9 protein-coding genes are annotated in these 22,274 nt (G+C 69.9%); 6 read left to right on the plus strand and 3 right to left on the minus strand.

Annotated features, from left to right (window positions below):
* Positions 1-88: 88 nt before the first annotated feature.
* Together BKA16_RS05780 and BKA16_RS05785 are read left to right on the plus strand one after the other, a co-directional pair.
* Positions 89-514, plus strand: a complete 426-nt coding sequence (locus BKA16_RS05780; protein ID WP_183369765.1) for a fluoride efflux transporter FluC — start codon at positions 89-91, stop codon at positions 512-514.
* The gene (locus BKA16_RS05785) at positions 511-864 is read left to right on the plus strand and encodes a fluoride efflux transporter FluC (protein ID WP_183369766.1); all 354 of its coding nucleotides are present in this window, start codon (positions 511-513) and stop codon (positions 862-864) included. The genes BKA16_RS05780 and BKA16_RS05785 overlap by 4 nt, the downstream gene beginning before the upstream one ends.
* On the opposite strand, the gene BKA16_RS05790 is transcribed toward BKA16_RS05785, so the two are convergent.
* Positions 861-2,087, minus strand: coding sequence for a cytochrome P450 (locus BKA16_RS05790; protein WP_183369767.1), 1,227 nt, complete (start codon positions 2,085-2,087; stop codon positions 861-863). The two genes, BKA16_RS05785 and BKA16_RS05790, sit on opposite strands and share 4 nt — an antisense overlap.
* 160 nt (positions 2,088-2,247) lie before the next feature.
* On the opposite strand from BKA16_RS05790, the gene BKA16_RS05795 reads away from it, so the two are divergent.
* Positions 2,248-5,367, plus strand: a complete 3,120-nt coding sequence (locus tag BKA16_RS05795) for an AMP-binding protein (RefSeq protein WP_183369768.1) — start codon at positions 2,248-2,250, stop codon at positions 5,365-5,367.
* 61 nt (positions 5,368-5,428) lie between these two features.
* Here BKA16_RS05795 and BKA16_RS05800 read toward each other — a convergent pair whose 3' ends face one another.
* Together BKA16_RS05800 and BKA16_RS05805 are read right to left on the minus strand one after the other, a co-directional pair.
* Positions 5,429-7,150: an ABC transporter ATP-binding protein gene (locus BKA16_RS05800; protein WP_183369769.1), complete on the minus strand. Its 1,722-nt coding sequence runs from the start codon at positions 7,148-7,150 to the stop codon at positions 5,429-5,431.
* Positions 7,147-8,958: an ABC transporter ATP-binding protein gene (locus BKA16_RS05805; protein ID WP_183369770.1), complete on the minus strand. Its 1,812-nt coding sequence runs from the start codon at positions 8,956-8,958 to the stop codon at positions 7,147-7,149. Before BKA16_RS05805 ends, BKA16_RS05800 begins: the two co-directional genes overlap by 4 nt.
* Positions 8,959-9,038: 80 nt before the next feature.
* Between BKA16_RS05805 and BKA16_RS05810 the strand changes: the two genes are divergently transcribed.
* Genes BKA16_RS05810 through BKA16_RS05820 form a run of 3 tightly spaced genes read left to right on the plus strand, consistent with a single transcriptional unit; the run spans position 9,039 to position 22,269 of the window.
* Positions 9,039-14,111 carry a condensation domain-containing protein gene (locus tag BKA16_RS05810; protein ID WP_183369771.1) on the plus strand — a complete coding sequence of 1,691 codons (5,073 nt, stop codon included), beginning with the start codon at positions 9,039-9,041 and terminating at the stop codon, positions 14,109-14,111.
* Complete coding sequence (locus tag BKA16_RS05815) at positions 14,108-17,167, plus strand: non-ribosomal peptide synthetase (RefSeq protein ID WP_183369772.1); 3,060 nt, start codon at positions 14,108-14,110, stop codon at positions 17,165-17,167. Before BKA16_RS05810 ends, BKA16_RS05815 begins: the two co-directional genes overlap by 4 nt.
* Positions 17,164-22,269, plus strand: coding sequence for a non-ribosomal peptide synthetase (locus BKA16_RS05820; RefSeq protein WP_183369773.1), 5,106 nt, complete (start codon positions 17,164-17,166; stop codon positions 22,267-22,269). Before BKA16_RS05815 ends, BKA16_RS05820 begins: the two co-directional genes overlap by 4 nt.
* The last annotated feature ends 5 nt before the right edge of the window (positions 22,270-22,274 follow it).

A 22,274-nucleotide genomic window follows, 5' to 3' on the forward strand; every position in this document is an offset into this window, starting at 1 on the left:
GAACGGACGGTTGCGATTCGATTGTATGTGCGGGGCGCGCGTAATCTGACGCTGCGGTGGAGGAGAGACGAGGTGAGGAGTGCCGACGATGAGCGGTCGTTCGTGGCAGGTGTCCGACCTGGCGCTCGTGTTCGTCGGCGGCGCGGCCGGAACCGCGCTGCGCTGGGCCGCGGAGGAGGCCTGGCCCGCGCATGACGGGCAGTGGCCGATCGGGACCTTCGTCGTCAACATCGTCGGCGCGTTCGTGCTCGGCACGCTTCTGGAGACTCTGGTCCGCCTGGGGGCGGATCAGGGCGGGCGCCGCCGCATCCGGTTGACGGTCGGCACCGGGTTCTGCGGCGCGTTCACCACCTACAGCGCGTTCGCGTTGGAGTTGAGTCTGCTCGGCAAGGGCGGATTCGTGGGCCTGGCCGTCGCGTATGCGCTGGTCAGCGTGGTCGCCGGTGTGCTCGTGGCATGGCTCGGTGTGCTGGTCGCGCGACGCGCGGGTCCCCTGCGGGGCGGTACCGCATGATTCCCGCACTGCTCGTCCTGGCCGGTGCGCTCGGCTCGGTGGCCCGTTTCGTCGTCGACGAGGAGTCCAAGCGGCGCTGGCCCGGTGCGTTCCCCGGCCCGGTCGTCACGATCAACGTGACCGGTTCGCTGCTGATCGGCCTCGTCGCCGGGATCGTCATGTTCCACGGCGCCTCCGCCGACTGGCAGACGGTGATCGGCACCGGATTCTGCGGTGGTTACACGACGTTCTCCACGTCGGTCCTGGAGACGGTCCGCACCGGCGGTCGCCGCGGAGTCCTGTACGCGGCGCTGACCCTTGTCGGGTCGGTCGCCGCGTGCGCGCTCGGCCTGGCTCTGGGCGCGATCTAGAGCATGCACGGAATCGAGGTGGGCCGGCGCACGTAATTGCCTTCGGCCCATTCGATTCCGTCGACGTCGACCTCGAAGTTCGGGCAGCGGGCGAGCAGCTCCTCCAGCGCGACGCGCGCCTGCAGTCGGGCTGCGGCGGCTCCGAGGCAGTGGTGTGCGCCGTGGCTGAACGTGAGGATGTTGCGCGGACGGCGTCGGACGTCGAGCGTGCCCGCCGCGGGACCGTACTCGCGTTCGTCGCGGTTGGCCGACCCGTAGCAGAGCAGCACCTTGCGGTCGGCGGGAATCGTGACGCCGTCGACCTCTACGTCGCGGGTCGTGGTCCGCGCCAGCCCCTGAACGGGCGAGGTGAGCCGGAGGAGTTCTTCGACGGCGTCGGACATGACTGCGGGGTCGTCGAGCAGAATCCGCCGTTGGTCGCGGTGAACGGTGAGGAGTTCGGCGGAGCCTCCGAGCATGCCGGTCGTCGTGTCGTTGCCGCCCGCCACCATGGTGAAGGCGAACGCCAGAATCGACAGCAGTCCGGCCGGGTCGGTCCGCGGATCGTCCGCGACGCCCGCGGCGACCAGGTGCGAGACGGTGTCGTCGCCGGGCTCGGCGCGTCGCCGTTCGATGAGCTCGGCGAAGTAGGCGGTCAGTTCGAGAACCGCATCGGAGGCGGTGGCCATCGCGGCCCCGAGGTCGGCTCCCGGATTCGCGCCGACGATCGCCTCGGTCCAGGCGTCGAACCGTCGACGGTCGTCCTCCGGCACACCGAGATAGTGCGCGACCACCATGCTCGGCAGCGGTTTGAACAGTTCGACCGCGACGTCCCCGCCACCGCGAGCACGGAGGTCCTCGATGCGGTCGACGACGAACGCGCGGACGAGCGGTTCGAGCGTCGTGACCTGTCGCGGGGTGAATCCGCGCGCGACGAGTCTGCGGAAGTCGGTGTGCTGCGGTGGATCCTGCATCACGATCGGAGGATTGTCGGCCAGGCCGATCGCCTTCAGTTCGCCGTAGGTGACGGTGAGCCCCCGTGCCGAGGAGAACGTCTCCCAGTCGGTGGCCGCAGCCATGACGTCGGCGTGTCTGGTCAGCACCCAGTAGTCGTCCGCTGGCGCGTCCGGCGGGACCACGTGATGGACCGGGTGGTGGTCGCGCAGGTTCGCGTACATGTCGAACGGGTCGCGCCAGGATGCGCCCGAGCGCATCGTGAAGGCTTCAGACGTGTCCTGATCCATGTATGGATGGTGCGGCAGAGACCTCCGATCGGTCAACGACTCCTACACGGCGACGATGCGGTCGGCCAGATCCGGTGCGCCATCGTCGGGGGCGTCATCGCGGAGAGGTAGCTTAGGTTAGGCTCACGTACATGTCTGAGTCGACGAGGGTGTGCATTCGATGACCGGTCGGAACGAGCGGGTCGCGCTGACCGCTCTGCAACGCGCATACCTCGCGGGGCGGTCGGCCGAACTGCCGCTCGGCGGGCGGGCCATGCGCGAGTTCCGGGCGTACGACGGCCTGTCCGATGCGTCGCGAGTCCGCGGGGTCGTCGATGCGGTGGTGGCGCGCCACGAGGCGCTGCGTCTGCACATCGATCCCGACCGTGCACAACAATGGGTGGGCGACGCTCCCGCCGTCGCACTCCGGGAGATCGACCTCACGCTGGTCTCGCCGGTGGAGCAGGCACGGCGGCTGCACTCAGTACGGCAGGCGATGCTCGGTCCCGAGACCTCGGATCGCGCCCCGGTCGAGGTCGCGATCGTCGATCGCGGCGACGGCGTCTCCGTCCTTCTCAGTGTCGACTCGTTGATCATCGACGGTGCTGGAGTCAACCGGGTGCTCGCCGACGCGGCCGCGTTGTACGCGGCCGCACCCGGTGCGGAGCCGGACCTCCCGCCGATCGAGTCGGACCTGATCGGTGAACTGCGGAACGTGCCGTCGGAGACGAGCACCGACCGCGAGTACTGGAGTGCGCGGGCCGAGACGCTGGGACCGGTGCCGTCCCTGCCGTGGTCGGCACCGCTCGCGTCCATCGACCGGTCCCCCTACAGCCGGGTCGGGATCACGATCGACGGCTCGACCAGGAATGCGGCCCGCGCGGCCGGATCACAGCGCAAGCTCTTCGAGAACACCGTCGTCTTCGCGGCGGTCACCGAGAGCCTGCGTCGATGGTCCGGGGGCACCGGATTCCGCATCGGTGTCCCCATCGGCAGCACCGGTGCGGCGGGGCGCCCGGTAGGGCCGTTCTCCGACTTCGTCATAGTCGACGTCCCGGACGGTCCGACGTTCGGTGAACGCAGCCGGGGTCTGCAGCGATCGGTGCTCGCGGCGCTCTCGCATCGAACGGTCTCCGGCACGACCGTCGCTCGTCAGGTCCTCGCCGCGGACCGCACGGCCGCCGTGGTGTGTCCGGTGACCTTCACGAACGGCCTCTCCTGGCCGGCGTCGCCGGACCTGCCCGGCGAACGCATCAGGTTGTCGGAGCATCTGACGGCGACCCCCCAGGTGGCCTTGGACCTCAGAGTGTCCGTCGCCGACTCGGGCGGGCTGTACCTGCACGCTGATTTCGCGACCGATGCGATCAGCGAGACCGTGGTGCGCGGAGTGCTGCGGACCGCCGCTGACCTGCTCGAGGCGATGGCGGATGAGGCGACCTGGAGTCGTGGCGAACCCGTCGACATCGATCAGAGCGTGCTGACGAGCCCGGACACTGCGCCGCCTTACCGTGATGAGATTCGGACGATGCTGTGGCGCAACCTTTTCCAGGATCCGCCTGCGGGCGTTGCTATTGTCTGCGGCGGTCGACGCATCGACTACCCGACGCTGGCGCACATGGTGACCGACGCGATGTCGGTGCTGCGGGCGGACGGTGTCCGAGCCGGCGACCGAGTCACCGTGGAAATGGGCAAGGGTGTCGAGCAGATCGTCACCGTGCTCGCGTGCCTGTTGATGCGGGCCGTCTACATACCGCTCGACCCGACGGCGCCGGAGCGGCGGCGGGAGGCGATCGTCGCGGCGGTGCGCCCTCGTCGTCGGGTGACCGAGGGGCTGACCGGCGGCCGCGAAGGCGCACCGACGATCCGATTCGAGCCGAGCGCGGCCGACGACGCACAGTACATCCTGTTCACGTCCGGGTCGACTGGTGCGCCGAAGGGCGTCGTGGTGCGTCGGGACTCGGTGGAGGCGATGATGCGCAGCTCCCTCGATCGCTGGCGAATCGGCGCCGACGACGTCCTGTTCGGGGTCTCGGCGCTGCACCACGACATGTCGGTGGTCGACAGCCTGGCGCCGTTCCAGGTCGGCGCGACGCTGGTGCTTCCCACTCACGAGCAGCGCCGCGATGCGGTGGCGTGGGCGGAGGCCGTCGCTGCCGAACGAGTGACGGTCTGGATCTCGGTTCCAGCGATGATGGACATGCTGCTGCACTGCGCGGCCGCCGGACAGCTCGGCACCCTGCGTCGCGCGGTGCTCGGCGGAGACTGGGTGACCGGAGAACTCGTCGATCGTCTGCGGACGGCCGCGCCCGACTGCGGGATCACGTCGGTCGGCGGACCCACCGAGACCACCGTCTGGAACATCTGGCACGACGTGGTTCCTCAGGGACCGGGACCGGTGCCGTACGGCAGCCCGCTGCCGGGCAACGCATACCAGGTGGTGGACGATCACGGCAGACCGGTGCCGCCCGGCGTCGTCGGCCGCATGCGGTGCACGGGAATCGCGGTGGCGGACGGCTATCTGGTCGCGGGCGACGCGGTCCCACCGGGATTCGGGACGACCGTCGGCGCGGACGGGCTCGCGCAGCGTTCCTTCCTCACCAGCGACATCGGTCGGTACCGACCCGACGGTGTGATCGAGTTCCTCGGGCGCGCCGACGGTTTCGTCAAAGTCCGCGGGGTTCGGATAGAACCGGGCGAGGTCGAGAAGGAACTGCTGTCGCACTCCGCGGTGGCTCGGGCCGTGGTCAGTGCGGTCCGTGCCGACCCGGCCGACTCCTTCGGTGAGACGGCGCTCGGCTGCCTCTACGTGGCGGCGAACGGAAGCGATCCGGCCGAACTCCGCGCACATCTCGAACGTCGGCTGCCGAGCAGTCATGTACCGACCGTCTGGCGCCGAGTCGACGACGTGCCGCTGACACCGAACGGCAAGCCCGATCGCGACTCGGTGGAACATATCCTGCGGACCTCGGTCGAAGGTGCGGACACCGATCCGCTTGTATGGCTGACCGCGGCAGCGCTCAATCGAGTCCGGCCGGACGACGAGGTTCCCGTCGACGCCGCGACCGAGATTCCGATGCACTGGCTCGCGCGCGGTGGGCTCGCCGCGGTGGTGCGGCAGATGTCGGAGCTGACCGGCGGCGTACCGGTGGACCCGGCCGCGCTCGCGGGTGCGGACACGGTGGGTGGGGTGGTCGCCGCGCTGCGCTCCGGCCCGTCGGCATCGGAGTTGGTCGCGGCAGCCGAACTCGCCCGAGAGATCGAGCAGCTGACCGACGACGAGGTGGATGCACGTCTGGGCTGACACCGGAATCCAGGATCACCGGATGCGGGGAACGGGTGACCTCGCGACGCGGTCGAAAGCGTCAGACGATGGACCAGTGCAGTGCACGGCTTCGCTGGTCGTGGAAATCCGCATAGCGAGCGCCGGCCGCGAGAAGTTGATCCGGCGCCCCCTGCTCCACGACCTCACCGTCTTCCAGGAAGATCACGTGGTCGGCTCCCGCGATCGTCTCCAGACGGTGAGCGATTACGACCAACGTGCGGTCGGTGCGCAGACCATCGATCACCTCGTCGACCGCTGACTGATTGTGATTGTCGAGCGCTGAGGTGATCTCGTCCAGAAGCAGGATCGGAGCGTCTTTCACGATGGCCCGAGCTATCGAGACGCGCTGACGCTCGCCGCCGGACAGAAGACGTCCGCCTTCTCCGACGCGGCCGTCCCACCCGTCGGGGAATCGAGCGGCGATCTCGTCCACTCGGGCCGCACCGGCGGCCGCGCGCAACCGAGCCTCGTCGACCGCGGGAGCTCCCAGCCGGATGTTGCGCTCGATCGAGTCGTCGAACAGATAGACGTCCTGGGGTACCACGGCGATCAGCGAGCTCAGCGCCGACCGGGTCAGCTCGCGCACGTCGACGCCGTTGACCGCGACCGACCCGGCACCGGGATCGACGTGCCGCGCGATCAGCTTGAACAGCGTGGACTTGCCCGATCCGGAGGGGCCGACGACAGCGGTCAGACCGCCGACCGGGATCGACAACGAGAGACCGTCGAACACGGGCGCAGTCTCGTCGCCGTAGGTGAAGCGGACACCGCTCATCTCGATCGCCGGACGCGCGCGATCGGTCGGGGCGGCCGTCTGGATCCCGTCCGGAGGGGTCGGTGTGGACAGCATCGCCGCGACCGCGTCGAGCTCGGTGACCGTGTGGCCGCACAGCAGAACCGTGCCGGGTACGGCGGCCGCGATACGGAGGGCGTTGGCGCCGATCACCACGGCGGCGATCGTGGTCGCAACGTCGTCGAGCGGGTGAGCGACCAGGACGAGCATCACGGCGAGGGCGGCTCCGAGCACCAGCGCACCCGCGTTGACGCCGACCAGGGCGTGCCGCAGCGATGCGCGGGAGCGCGCGTGCTGCCGCGCGAACGCGGTCTCCAGCCGACCGACGCCCGCGTCGGGCAGGCCGGACGAGCGGATGGTCCGCTGCTTGGTCGCGAACTCGATGACACGGTCGTCGACGTCGCGGTCGGCCTCGGCTTCGGCGGTCCGCACCCGTGCGCTGCGCGCGGTCATGAATCGGCTGAGACCGATCGACAGCGGAATCCCGATCAGCACGGTCAGTGCCGCGCGCCAGTCGAACCAGAGCAGGGCGACGCCCACCAATACGGGTGGGACAGCGGCCGACACGGCCGTCGCGAACGCGTGACCGGCCACGCTGGCCGCGTCGCCCGCCCGTTTCGCGAGAGCTACCGATGCGGCCGTCGGCTGGGAATCGAACCAGCTCATCGGCAGATCGGGCAGCTTGTCGGCGATCATCCGATGAGTCTGATCGAGCCGATCGCGTGCCGCGACGACCACGCTGTGCGCCGTCCACGCGGACACCGCGACGTACACGATCGCGGCGACGACGGCGCTCACCAGCCACCCGGCCGGACGGCCGGCGGAGAGAACGCTGGACATCAGTCCGGCGACCGTCACCGCAAGAGCGGCTTCACCGACGGCGGTGGTGAGCGAGCCGACGGCGATCAGCGCGGTGCCCCTCCGCTCGGTGGGATACATCGCCCACATGCGACGCAGCAGTGTGATCATCGTCCGGCCTCCCAGAGTCGTGCGTACGCACCGCGCGCGTCGAGCAGGTCTCGATGCGTCCCGTGCTCGGCGATTACGCCGTCATCGAGGACCACGATCTGGTCGGCGTCGACGACCGTGTGCAGTCGGTGCGCCACGACCAGTACGGTGCGATCGCGCGCGAGCTCCGAGAGCGCCTGCTGGACAGCGGCTTCGGACTCAGGATCGGCTGCGGACGTGGCCTCGTCGATGACGACGACGCGCGGATCGGTCAGCAGGATGCGGGCGATCGCGAGCCGCTGTCGCTGACCGGTCGACAATGACGTGGAGGTGAGCGGGGTGTCGTAGCCGTCCGGCAGCGTCGCGATCACCTCGTCGATCCTGACTCGCCGAGCGACGTCGACGATCTCGGCGTGCGAGGCGTCGGGGCGTCCGAGCGCGATGTTCTCGGCGACGGTGGCGTCGAGCAGGTCGATGTCTTGGAACACGAACGCGATTCGACGGTAGAGATCGGTCGGCGACAGTGTCCGGAGGTCGTCGCCCTCGAGCAGGATCCGGCCGTCCTGGGGGTCGTGGAAGCGTGCGATCAGCTCGGCGATCGTCGATTTGCCGCTGCCCGACGGGCCGACGAGCGCGGTCACCGTTCCGGTCGGAAGCGTGAGGCTGAACTCATCGAGCACGCGGTCGCGCCCGTCGTAAGCGAAGCCGACGCGGTCGAGGACGACGGCGGGCGAGTCCGGCTGCGCCGATTCGGTGGCACGGACCACGGACAGCTCCTCCTCGCGGAGAACCGCGTCGATGGCCAGAGCGTGCGCCTGAGCTTCGGTGGTAGCCCGGCCGCGGGTGCGCAGCGAGGTGGTGATGCGCGTGAGCAGGGGTGTGGCCGCCTGTGAGAACGAGCCGGCCAGGAGCCCGAAGCCGATCAACGGAGCCGGACCGATGAGTCCCTGCCAGTACAGCAGCGCACCGACCCCGGCGGCTCCCGCGGTGAGTACCGCCGACGATGAGAGGGTGCGGACCAGCGCGCGCTGCAGTCCGCCGGGGATCGTCGCACCCTCCACGGCGGCGGTCATCGATGCCGCTGCTCGGCGGTATCCCGCGACCGGGCCGACGTCCGATTCTCGGGAAGCGAACGACTTGGCCACGTCGATGCCCCGGACGAGTTCGGTGAGTGCGGCCGCCATCTGCCCCTGTGCGTCGACGAACACCGCGTACTGCGGGGTCATCGCGGTGGTCAGGGCCTGCTGCCACCAGAACAAGGCGGCCACCACGATCACCAGGCCGAGCGCGAACCAGACGTTGAGGTAGGCGAGGTAGCCCGCGGTGGCGATCGTCGCCGCGACCGCACCGACGAGTTCGGGGGTCTTGTGAGCGACTTCGGTGTGCAGCCCCTTGACGGACCCGTCGACCAGCGATGCGACGCGACCGCTCGACGTGCCGTCGAACCATCCGAGAGGCAGCCGTGCGATCGTCGCGGTGAGCGCCGACCGGAGCGAGCGCGCCAGGGACAGGTCCGCCGAGTGGCCTACGGACGCCGAGGCGGCGCGCGAGACGGTCGCCACGACGATCCCGACGACGGCGGCCACCGTCCACATCTGCCAGTGCGTCGGGTCATCCCCGCTCAGTCGGGCGGCGACGGCGACGATGGCGACGATCGGGAGCAGTTCGCCGAGAGCGGCGAGTGCTTCGAGGGCTGCGGCGAGCCGGAGCTGAAATCGCACCGGCGCGATCAAGCGGGCGAGGACGGCGCCGGGTTCGCCGGCTGAGCGGGAGTGCGAGACCGGCGTCGCCGAAGCGTCGCTGCGCGGCGAAACGGAGGTGTCCGACATCGGCCCACCGTATCAACCGAACAGCCTACCCCTTAGGCTAGGGTGACCTAACTGCTGTCGATCGGAAGGCTCGTGTCGAGGTGTCGGAAACTCTAGAGGCGCGCAAGCGGCGATTGCTGGTCAAGCTGATGGCCGAGCGTGGGATCGCCGCGGGGGGAGGGGCGGACGGCGCTGAACCCGCTGGTCAGGCCGTTGGCGGTGACGCCGAGCGGAGACCGGACGAGCCGAGCGCCGAGAGCGGATCGGCACCGCTGTCGCCGTCCGAAGAGCGGATGTGGATGCTCCACCATCGCCACGAATCCGGGAACACAGGTGCGGGTGTGCTTGTCGCCGCATTGACGTTGCGCGGGTCGCTCGATGTGGAGCGTCTACGGTCGGCGCTCGCGCAGACCATCGACGAGTTCCCGTCGCTTCGCACCACATACGCGTTCGCCGCGGACGGCACACTGACCCCGGTGGAGCGCGAGGTCGACGGCCGCCCGCGTGTGGAGACCGTGTCCTCGCGTGATCACGCGGCGCGGCGGGCGATGGAACTGGCCGCCGCCCCATTCGACTTGGCGGTCGACACGGCGCTGCGCGTCACGATCGAGACGGTGGCCCCGGACGATCACGTGATGATCGTGGTCGGCCATCACATCGGTCTGGACGACGCATCGTGGGGGCCGGTGATGTCCCGGGTCTCCGAGCTGTACCGGGAGCCGTCCGCGGCGCCTCCGGCGATCGCCGACTATCGCGAGTACGCGCGACGATGCGATCAGCGCGGTGCGCACGAGGACGACCTCGAGTACTGGGCGTCGGTGTTCGATGCCCCGTTCGTCCCGGTGCCGCTGCCGACGCGGTGGCGGCCCGGTCCGGTGGTCGCGGAACCCGTCGGTCTGGCGAGCGTCGACACGACCGACTCGGTGTACGGTCGCGCGCCCGGCGCCGGTCGATACCGTGTGGAACTCCCGATCGCCGCGGACTACGCCGAATGCGCCAGAAGCCTCGGCGCCAGCGTCTTCCACATGCACGTCGCGCTGACCTCGGCGCTGTTGGCCGCCGTCACCGGGCACCACGACCTGACCGTGGCGACTCCGGTGGTCGACGTGGACCCGACCCAGCCAGGTGCCCTGGTGGGCGCCACCGGCAACCTGATGCCGATCCGGGTCCGCGTGGATCCCGAGGGTGATTTCGCCGACCACGTCGATACGGTGCGGGACTCGATCATGGACGGGCTGGCGCATTCTCAGGTGCCGATCGAGCAGGTGATCTCCCGGATCGGCGGCTCGGGCACCAAGCCGTTCAACGTCATGGTGGTGCAGGCGGGTGACCCCGCAGAGCATCTGCGCCTCGACGATGTCGAGGTGACGTCGATCCCGCTGCCCGCACTCGGTGCCGACGCCGACCTGATCGTCGTCCTCCTCCCGTCCGCGGAGCGGCTCGCGTTGGAGGTGACCCACGGACCCGCCGTGTCCGGGGGCGCCGCTCATCTGCTGTTGGAGCAGCTGGCCGCCGCCACGCAGACGCTGCTCGGGGAGCCGGACGCCTCACTGACGGAACTCGTCGGCAGCTTCCACACTGACGATCCGACGACGGCCGAGCCGGTCACCGAGAGCCGGGGCCGACCGTCGGGGACCGCAGACGAAGCGCTCATCGAGTCGATCCTGGCAGAGTTCAGGACGGCACTCGATGCGGATCGGCTGACCGCGGACGACGACTTCTTCGAGGCGGGCGGACACTCGCTGATGGCCACGCGCATCGTCGGGCGGCTGCGTACGTCCGGTCACACCGTGCGACTGCAGGACGTCTTCGAGGCGCCGACAGCTCGCAGACTGGCCGCAGTCCTGGGGCACTCCGACGATGCGGAGGCGACCGTCGGGGCGAGCGCACCGGCGCCGGAGTCGGATTCTGCTGCCACCGATTCGCTCGACGCCGATTCGTCCGCCGCTGTCTCCGCCGGTCCTCTGTCGTCGGCGCAGCAGCGCCTGTGGTTTCTGGACCGGTTGGCCGGACCGTCGAGCACGTACAACGTGCCCTACACCTTCGACCTGGAGGGGCCGCTCGACGTCGGTGCCGTGGAGACGGCGTTGCTCGATCTCGTGAAGCGGCACGATGTGCTCCGGAGCGTGGTCGAGGAGACGGACGGCGTACCCAGCCGGCGGGTGCTCTCGATGGACGAGGTGCGCGCGGGCGTCGGCGGACCGCTGTTCACGGGTCCGATCGAGGCGACCGGGCAGGAGGTGTCGCGGCGATGCGATGCGGCAGGCGCCCGCCCCTTCGATCTCGCGGCAGACCTCCCGTTGCGGGCCACGCTGCTACGGACGGCGCCCGACCGCCATGTGCTGTCGCTGGTGGTCCACCACCTCGCGTCCGACGAGTGGTCGACCGGCATCCTGGTGCACGACCTCGAGCAGGCGTACTCGGCGCGCCGAAACGGCGAGGCTCCGCGATGGGAACCTGTCGCGTCGTACGCGGAGTACGCCGAACAGGAGCGTTCCGGCGCGGTCACGCACGACGGTTCGGCATGGTGGGCGCAGCGTCTGGCCGGTCTCGACGACACCGGTCCGATGCTGGTGGATCCGCAGACTGATCTCGACCCGGTCGATGCCGCAGACGGCGGCTGGTACGAGTTCGACATCGCACCGGAGCTCACGGAAGGGTTGCGTGATCTGGCACGGGTCGCAGGGGCGAGCGATTTCATGACGGTGACCGCAGCGGTCGCGGTGCTGGCTCACCGGCTCGGCGAGGGCACCGACATCTGTCTGGGCACGCCGGTGGCGGGCCGGGACGATCCTCGTTTCGCGGACACGATGGGCATGTTCGCCAACACTGTGCCGCTCCGCATGGACCTGTCGGGCGATCCTGCCGTCGTCGACGTCGTCCGGCAGGCGCGAACGGTGGTACTGGAGGCCACGGAGCACGCCGACGTCCCGTTCGAGCGAATCGTGGACGCGGCGTCCACCGACCGAGGCGGATCCGCGAGCCCGTTGTTCTCGACCCTGGTCCAGTTGCACAGCACGGACGATATGACGGCGCACTGGGGAACCGGCGAGCACACGGTGACGCTGACCCCGCGGCCGATTCCGCGCGACACCGCGAAGTTCGATTTGACGTTCGAGTTCTTCGACGAGGGCCGCGCCACGGGCGAACCGATGCGATGCGGCATCAGCTTTCGCACCGCCTTGTACCGGCGCACCGACGTGGTTCGCATCGCGGAGTGGCTGCAGACCGTACTCACTGCGTTCGCCGCCGCGGCCGAGCTGAGCCAGGAGCGTGTCGGTCAGATCCGGCTCGCTGAGAATCCAGTGCCGCACGAGACCGACGCCGACCGTTCCGGCCGACCGGAGACAGTGCCCGAGTTCCTCGCCGCCGCCCGCGAGGGCACGATGGCTGCTCCGGCCGTCATCGGCGATCGATTCCTGACGCACGCGGACCTGTGGGCGGAGGCCGGAGCCATCGTCGAACGGCTTGCCGGGGCAGGGGTCGGTCCGGGCGACGTCGTCGGCGTCGCGCTGCCGCGCGGAGCGGACGCCGTGGTCGCCATCGTGGCCGTCGCGGCGACCGGTGCGGCGATCGCGCCGATCGACCCGGGGCCGTCCGGTTCGCTCATCGCTCGCGCGATCGGTCGTCTGAGCGCGCTGATCGTCGACGACCGACCGCCGGAGGTCGTCGACGCACCGACGGCGATCGCGATGACCGACGTGCGGGGTGCGGCGCCGAACGAGTGGCCCGCTCTCGCGACAGTGCGACCGGAGGACGCCGCCTATCGGATCCAGACCTCCGGATCCAGCGGCGAACCGAAATCGGTGATCGGCACCCAACGCGGGCTCGCACACCGCCTCAGCTGGCGGCGCGATGAGATCGAATCGTCCACAGCCGAATCCGGGGCCTGGCTGCTGCTCTCGGCGCCGACCTTCATCGACGGGATCACCACGGTGCTCGGCGCCGTCGGCTCGGGGCGCCCGCTGGCAGTGGCCACCGACGACGAACTCGCCGATCTCGACCGTCTCGTCGAACTCGTCAGGCGCGCACGGCCGAGTAGCGCGACCACCGTGCCGTCGATGCTCACCGCCATCGTCGCCGAACGTCCCGATCTGGTCGGCTCGATAGGGGAGTGGGTGTGCAGCGGCGAGAAGCTGCCGCCCGCCCTCGCGCGATCTGTCGCCGACGCCGGCGGTTCGACGCTCGTCGACTCGTACGGCTGCACCGAATGCGCGGGAGACGATGTGCGCGGCGTCGTCAGCGGCGACGGTGCCGGAGTGGGCGGCTCGGTCCCGGGTATGACGGCACGACTGCTCGACGAGTACCTGCACCCGGTACCCGACGGCTGCGTGGGAGACCTGTACACCGCCGGACCGCAGATGGCACGCGGTTACCACGCGGCGCCCGGCGCCACCGCGGTCCGCTTCGTCGCCGATCCGTCCGATCCCGACGGCGGACTGATGTATCGCACCGGCGACCGCGCCCGGCGCGTCGACCACGGTCGGATCGAGATCGTGGGCCGGGCCGACCGTCAGATCAAGATCCGCGGAATCCGGGTGGATCCGGCGACGGCCGAATGGGCGCTGGAGTCCGTGCCCGGTGTGAACGAGGCCGCCGTGGTCGCCGCGATCGACGACGGCAGAGGCCGATTGGACGGATACCTCGTAGTCGACGCCGACGCGGAAGCCGCAGTCGACGGTGAGACGCTCGACGATCGGATCCGTCGCCTCGTGCCCGCTCACCTGGTGCCGTCGACGCTGACGCGGATCGATGAGGTGCCCAGGACCCATTCGGGCAAGACGGACTACCGGTCGCTGCCCGCGCCGGCCGTCCAGGAGCGCTCCGAGGAGCCGCCGGCCACCGAGACCGAGCAGGCTGTCGCGAGAGCGTATGCGGATCTACTCGGCGTGGACCGGGTGTTCCGGGACGACGGCTTCTTTCATCTCGGCGGCGACAGCATCTCATCGATCGCGCTGGGCAGCAGGCTGTCCCGACAGGGCTTCGTCACGTCGCCGCGGACGGTGTTCGATCATCCCACCGTGCGCGCGCTGGCGGCCGAGCTCGACCGAATGACTGCCGATGCACCGGCATCGGCGGAACCCGTCGACGACGGATCGGCCATGTCGGCCGCCGGGCTGGACGACGCCGCCTTGGCGGCACTCCTCGGCCGATTCGACGGAGAACTCGGGTGAGCGGGGGTCGGGTTCTCGACGTCCTCGCGGCCACCCCGCTCCAACAGGGACTGCTCGCGCTCGCCTCCGCCGACCACGACGGGTACTCGGTGCAGTTGACCTGCGAACTGGTCGGAGGTCTGGACATGGAGCGGCTTCGCCGGGCGGTGCGCGAACTGCTCGGCAGGCACCCCAATCTGGGCGGCCGCTTCGTCGATTCGAACGTGCCGACACCGGTCCACGTGCTGCTCTCCGACGACGACCTGCCCGTCGAGCTGATGCCCGCGGTGAGCGACGCCGCCGCTGCGGACGCGGTCCGGGAAGCACAGCGTCGACGCAGCTTCGACGTCCGGCGCGGCCCACTGCTGCGCTTCGCGGTGGTTCCGATCGCCGCCAGCGATCGTCAGTTGCTGGTGTGCACGGCGCATCACATCGTGCTGGACGGCTGGTCGTTCGTGCAGGCACTGACCGAGTTGTTCGACCTCTATCGGGGTCGAGGTCTGCCGCCGCCCCCGAGCGTGCGCCGCTATCTGCACTGGATCGCGGAACAGGACGACGTGCGGGCGCGCGAGCATTGGGCCGCGCGGTTCGCCGGCATCGACGAACCGACGCTGGTGGCGAGCAGTGCACCAGAGGTGGCGGTCGCCACCGACGGTACGGAGCCGACCGTCGTGCGCCGATCCTTCGGTGCGGCGGCCACCGCTCGACTGACTGAACGGGCCCGTTCGGTCGGAGTCACCGTCAACACCCTGCTGCAGTTCGCGGTCGCATCCGTGATCGCCACGGTCACCGGCCGCTCCGACGTGGTGGTGGGTGCCACCGTGTCGGGCCGCGCGGTACCGGTCCCCGAGGTGGAGCGGCTGGTGGGTCTGTTCATCCAGACCTTCCCGGTGCGCTTCGCCTTCACACCGGCCGAATCCGTCGAGGACTGCTGTCGCCGACTGCAGCGCGAGTTCGCAGCCGACGTGGAGCACGGTCACGTCGGTATGCGCTCGATCCTGGAGGCGGCGGGACGCGGTGCACGATTCGACACGCTGGTGGTGTTCCAGAACGCCGTCAGTCCGATCGAGCCGGAGCCGCTCGCCGACGGACTGTCCGTCGGCGACGTGTCGGCGACGAGCCTGACCCACTACCCGCTGGTGGTCATGCCCTTCGTCGCCGCGGACGACCTGACGGTCGACGTGGAGGCGCGGACCGCCGAACTCGGATCGCTCACCCCGGAGTGGATCTTGGATCAGCTCTTCGGGACGCTGACCGCGATCATCGACACTGATCCGTCCGAGCCGGTCCGATCCATCGCTCCGCCGGATGCGGCCGTCGCCGCGCGTGCCGCCGACGTCGACACTTCGTCGCCCCCGGGCGCGACGACGGTGAGCGCGCGGTTCCGCGAGCACGTCCGCAGTCACCCCGAGCGGATCGCGGTGCGTCACGGGGCGGAGTCGATCACGTACGGCGAGCTGGACCGGCGCGCGCAGGCTCTGGCGTCCGTGCTGCTCCGGCGCGGCGTGGGAGTCGAAGACGCGGTCGCGGTGCAGGTGCCCCGTTCGCCGTTCGTGTTCGTCGCGCAGCTCGCGGCGGCGATGATCGGGGCCATGTCGGTGTACGTCGATCCCGATCTGCCGTCGGCCCGAATCGATGAATTGTCGCGGCAATGTGATTTCGCGGCGGTCGTCGTGCCGTCGGACGAGGCTTCGTCCACATGCTCGTCGGACCGGCTCGACGCTGCGAGCACGGCGCGGGTCTGGCCGGACACGGCGCTCTACGCCGTCTTCACCTCCGGATCGACGGGTACGCCGAAGGGAGTCATCGGCACACATCGCGGGATTCTGGCGTTGCGGGACGACCACGAGAACCGGGTCTACCGGCGGATCACGGATGCCGCCGATCCTCGGCCGCTGCGGATCGGCCACGGGTGGTCGTTCAGCTTCGACGCCGGCTGGCAGCCGACGCTCGCGCTGTTGTCCGGCCACACCGTGGTCCTGCTCGACGCTGAGACGACCCGGGACCCGGAAGCGTTGTCCAAGGCGATCGGCGACCACGAGATCAACATGATCGAGATGTCGCCGTCGATGTTCCAGCACCTGACCGCGGCCGACCACCGCGGAATGGAACGCCTCGCCGTGGTCGGTCTGGGCGGTGAGGCGATCAGCCCGGAGACCTGGGAGCGGCTCCGGTCGCTGACGACTCATCCGATGAACTTCTACGGTCCGACGGAGACCACCGTCGACGCTGTCTCCGCGTCCATCCCGGACAGCGACTCGGTGGTGATCGGGACGCCCGTCGGGCGCATGCGGGCCCATCTCCTGGACCCGTGGCTTCGCCCGGTCCCCGATGGCGCGGTCGGTGAGCTCTATCTGGGCGGTCCGCAGGTCACGCGGGGTTATCTCGGCGACCCGGCCCGCACTGCCGGGCGCTTCGTCGCCGACCCGACGTCGCCGGGGGAACGCGTGTACCGCACCGGGGATCTGGCACGTCGCACGGTCCACGGGTCGATGGAGTACCTCGGACGCAGCGACGACCAGGTGAAGATCCGCGGACATCGGATCGAGCTCGGCGAGGTCACCGCGGCCGTTCAGCAACTGTCGGTGGTGGTCGACGCCGCAGTGCTGCCCTGGCGTCGAGCGGGTGGTGCGGCGCTCCGCGCATTCGTCGTCGCGCACCCGGACGCCGAGGCGCTCGACAGTGAGACGGTCCGCGCCGCACTCGCCTCCGCGTTGCCGACGTACATGGTGCCCGGCCATTACACCTTCGTGGAACGACTGCCGCTGACCGGTAACGGCAAGCTCGACACAGCGGCGTTGATGCGGATCCCGGCGGAGACCTCCCGAGCGCGGTCGCCGCGAGGGCCGGCGGAGCAAGCGCTCGCGGCTGCGGTGGAACAGGTCGTCGGCCTCGCCGTCGATCCCGAGGCAGAACTGCTCGACCACGGACTCGACAGCGTGGCACTGGTCGGGTTCGTCTCGGTGGCCCGTGACGCGGGCATCGATCTGACCATTCGCGACGTGCTTGAAGCGGGCACCGTCGCCGAACTCGCCCGCCGTACGGCGGCCCGGACCCCACAAGAGGCTCTTTCATGACTCGATCGGCTTTGCCGACTGGACATCTCGACCTCGCCGATCGACGCGCCGTCGACGCGGTGAACGCGGCGAGCGCCGACGAGCCGCCGGTTCGCGAGGTGTGGTCCGCGGTGGAGGAGGCGATCGCGCGTCACGCCGATAGAACCGCTGTGGTCACCGCCGCCGAGACCGTGACCTACTCCGAACTCGACACCCGAGTCGCGGCCTTCGCCGCGCGTCTCGCAGAAGCCGGGATCGAACGCGACCTGGTCGCCGTGGCGTTGCCGAAGAGCGTCGATCAGGTGGCCGCGGTGCTGGCGGTGCTCGCTCGGGGCGGCGCCTTTCTCCCCGTCCCGAAGCGCTGGCCCGCAGCTCGCCGCGATGCGGTGTTGCAGAGCGCACAGCCCACGGCGATCGTCGACGAAGACGGACTGCACCGGCTCGCTACGGACACCGAGACCGCAGCCGCACCTGCGCGGCTCCCGGCGGGCACCGCCTACGTGATCTACACATCGGGGTCCACCGGAACGCCGAAGGGCGTGACCGTCTCGTCCACCGGGGCGATGTGCACGGTGGACGCGTCGGTCGCCGAGTACCGGATCGGACCGGACGACCGCATCCTCGGGCTGTCGAGCCTCGCATTCGACTTGTCGGTATGGGATCTGTTCGCCGCGCTGACATCGGGTGCGACGCTGGTCCTGCCCGACGACTCCCGGGAGGGTGCGGAGGACCCGGACGAGCTGCTCGGCATGATGCGACGGCACTCGATCACCGTCACGATGGGTGCGCCCGCGCTCATCGATCTGATCGTCCTGGCGGCGGAGGCCGACAACACCTCGAACCTGCCGGACTGGCGGCTGGTGTTGACCGGCGGTGATTGGATTCCGCTGCAGCTGCCCGGTCGCGCCGCCGCGATCGGTGCGACGGGGATGGAGTTCGTCAGCATCGGCGGCGCCACCGAGTGTTCGCTGTTCTCGGTGGTCCATCGAGTGGACGAGGTGAGCGCGGACTGGTCGTCGATCCCGTACGGCCGCGCGGTCGCCGGGCACACCGCATACGTCCTCGACGACGACGGCGGTGTCTGTCGAATCGGTGAGACCGGCGACATCTGGTACGGGGGCCGCGGGGTGGGGCTCGGCTATTGGCGCGACGCAGATCGCACCGCCGAGGTGTTTCGCGCCCATCCGGTGACAGGCGAGCGGATGTACCGCAGCGGTGACCGGGGCCGCTATGCGAGTGCGGGCCATATCGAGCTGCTGGGCCGCGCCGATCGACAGATCCAGCTGCGCGGTTACCGGATCGAACTCGGCGAAGTGGAGACAGCGCTCCTGAGCGTGCCAGGAGTACAGGCCGCGGTCGTCACGACCCGGGTGCGCCGGACCGGACCGCCGGCCGTGACCGGTGTCGTCGCGCACGCGGTGGCTCCCGATCTCGATCCGCCGCAGATCATGGAGCGGTTGGTCGCGGTGCTGCCGGACTACGCCGTGCCCGCCGCCGTCCTGGTGCACGAGGCCTTTCCACTGACGTCGAACGGCAAATGGGATCGCGACACGCTGGCGGCGATGGCGGAGAACAGCGGTCCCGCTCGTGACGAACTCGGTGATCTCGACGGGGGCGTCGGCGTCGTCGAGGGCGACGCGGACCTGGCGGACGCCGTCGCGGCGATCTGGGAGGCGGAGCTCGGCGGGACTCGCGTCACCGGCTCCGCCGACTTCTTCGCGCTTGGCGGAGACTCCCTGTCCGCTGTCCGAGTGATCTACCGCTTGCGATCCGAACTCGGTCTGCAGGTGCGGATGTCTGCACTGCAGGAGACCCCGATGCTGCGCGATTTCGTCGCAGGCCTGTCGCAGGATGCGGGCGGGCCGCCGGCGGCCGGAGCGGAGCACGTCGCGATCGTCTCGGAGCCGGACCGTCGACATGAGCCGTTCCCGTTGACCGATCAGCAGCAGGCGTACGTGCTCGGTCGCGGTGACGACTTCGCGTCCGGGCGGGTGGCGTGTCACGTGTACGTCGAGTATCGGGCCGTGCCCGGCCGGACCGTCGAGCTCGATCGTCTGAACCGCGCCTGGCAGCAGGTGATCGACCGCCACGATGCGCTCCGGATCGTCATCGATCCGGAGACCATGACCCAGCGGGTGCTCACCGATGTGCCGGAGCTGCAGGTGGAGACCGTGACCGGTGAGCATGCGGCGGCGCAGGTCCGCGAGCGTCTGTCCCACGAGGTCCGCGATCCGGCGGTCTGGCCTCTCTTCGCGGTTGTAGCGGAACTCGACGACGACCGCCGGGTGCGGCGCCTGATGCTCAGCGTCGACGCGCTGATCAGCGATTTCCGTGGTCTGCGGGTGATGCTCGACGATCTTGAGACCTTCTACCGGGGAACGCCCCTCGAACCGCTCGACGTCACCTTCCGCGACTACGTCCTGGCCGCGCGCGCGCTCGACGACGGACCGGCCGGTGTCGCGGGCGCGGCCTACTGGGCCGAGCGTGTGCACGATCTGCCGGACGGACCCCGGTTGCCGATGATCGCCGCAGCCGACGACCTCGCAAAGCCGCGGTTCGTCGCCCGGCACCACAGGTTGTCGGCGGAGCGGTGGGCGGCGGTGCGCGACCGTGCGGCGGCGTGGGGAGTCACATCGACCGCGGTGCTGGTCGGGTGTTACGCCGCGACGTTGGCACGCTGGTCGGAGACCGGTCACTTCACCCTCAACATCCCCAATTTCAACAGGCTCCCGCTGCACGGTCAGGTAGACCATCTGATCGGCGAGTTCGCGACTTTCGTGCTGCTCGAGGTGACTGTGGACCCGGACGAGCCGTTCGCCGACTTCTGTCGCCGGATACAACGGCGGCTCTGGGACGACATGGACGCCGGCCGCCGCAGCGGAGTGTCCGTCCTACGCGACGTCGCGGCCGTTCGCGGCGGACTCGATTCGCCGTTCGCGCCGGTGGTGCTGACGAGCGAGGTGGCGATCGACGGTGGCGAGCACGACGCGGTGCTCGACGGTGCGCTGATCGAGGACTATGCGGTGACGCAGACACCGCAGGTCTGGATGGACATGCGCATCGAGGAACGCGCGGGCGTGCTCCGCGTCAACTGGGACGTGATGGACGAGTTGTTCCCGAGCGGGCTGCCCGACGAGCTGTTCGCGCATTTCACCGGGACACTGGACGCCGTGGCTTCGGGCGCGACACCAGCCGACGTTACCGGCGACGGAGTCGTCGACGCCGAGCTTCACGGTCCGTCGGCACCCGCCGCGGCGCTCGCTCATTCGCGAATCCTCGACGCGATGCGGGCCGATCCGCGGGCGCCGCTGGTGGACGACGGCGATCGGGTCTGGTCGCGCGGCGAGATCGGGATGGCCGCGTGCCGGGTGACGGGTCGGCTGCGGGCCGCCGGAGTGGGTCGGTCGGATCTGGTCGCGGTGATCCTCGATCGCGGTGCGGCGCAGTTCGCCGCGGTCTACGGCGTCCTCGGCGCCGGAGCGACATATGTTCCGGTGGACCCCGACCTCCCGGCGGACCGTATTCGGAGCATCCTCGACGCCGCGGGTCCGGCGGCCGTGCTGCACGATCGGCGCAGTGGGCCGCAGCCCGGCGTCGACTCGATCGCGATCGAGGAGCTGGTCGAGGGTCAGCGTCCGGAGCCCGGCACCCTCGAATCGTGGCTCGACTCGGCGGCCTCGGCGGCGTCGCCGACCGACCGCGCATATGTCCTGTTCACCTCGGGCTCCACCGGGAAACCCAAGGGGGTGATGGTCCGCCACGACGCACTGAGCGCGTGCGTCGACGCGACCATCGGCAGGTTCGGTCTGAACGCAGACACGCGCAGCCTGGCCGTCTCCGCGCTGCACCACGACATGTCGGTGTTCGACTTCTTCGTCGTCCCGGCCGCGGGCGGAGCGGCGGTGACCGTCGATCACGGCCTGCGCCGCGATCCGATTCACTGGGCGGAACGAAGTGCGGAGGGCGGTGCCGGAGCGCTGTGCGCGGTGCCCGCGATGGTCACCATGCTGTGCGACGGGCTCGTCCACGAACCGGTCGCCGCCGCGGGACTGCGCCTGGTCCTGACCGGCGGCGACCGAGTGTCACCCCAACTGGTGACGCGTCTGCGCGCCTCGAGCCCGGAGATCGTCGTCGCATCGATCGGCGGACCGACCGAGACCACCGCTTGGAACATCTGGCATGTGGTGCAGGCCGACGCAGCGGTGCCGGAGCCGGTACCGTACGGCACGCCGATCGCTGGAACCTCGTACCGCATCGTCGACGACCACGGCCGGACACGACCCCGCTGGGTGACCGGTGAGATGGAGGTGTCCGGCGTCAGCGTGGCGGACGGCTACCTGGGGGCCGACGTCCTGACGCGGGCGGTGTTCGCGGAGCGCGACGGTGTCCGGACGTTCCGTACCGGTGACCGGGGGTTCGTGAACGGCGACGGGGAGATCGTCTTCGTCGGTCGCGCCGACGACCAGGTGAAGATCCGCGGCAATCGGATCGAACCGGGCGAGGTCGAGGCTCACCTTCGCGCCGTGCCGGGGGTGGTCGAAGCCGCGGTCGTGGTGTTCGCCGATCCCGACGGACAACCGGGCGGTTTGATCGGCTACGTGACCGGGGAAGTCACCGAACACGCCGTCGCCGACCAGGTGCGGCGGACGCTGCCGGAGACGATGGTGCCGTCACGAGTAGTGGTGCTCGACGCGATACCGCTGTCGCCGAACGGCAAGATCGACCGTCGGGCACTGCCGGAGCCCCGAGCGTTGGGCGGGCGGGGCGAGCCGTCCGCCCGCGACGTCGAGCACAGCGACGCCGAACCCGCCACCGCGCTGGAGGAGATGCTCTGCTTGGTGTGGGGCCGCGAGCTCGGTGCCGACCGGGTGCGACCACACGACAACTTCTTCTCGCTGGGCGGAAACTCGTTGCTCGCCTCGCGGATCATCATGCGACTGCGAGAAGCATTCGCCGACACCGGCATCAGCCTGCGGGTGGTGGTGAACACGAAGGATGTGAGTGCCATGGCCGAGGCGCTGCGCGGTGCCGAACCCCACCCGGGAACTCTGGAGCAGATCGCGCAGATCTATCTGGAGGTCGAGCAGATGGCAGAGGCCGAGGTGGACCAGATCCTCAGCTGATCCAC

The organism is Gordonia humi, assembly GCF_014197435.1.
Taxonomy (GTDB): Bacteria; Actinomycetota; Actinomycetes; order Mycobacteriales; family Mycobacteriaceae; genus Gordonia; species Gordonia humi.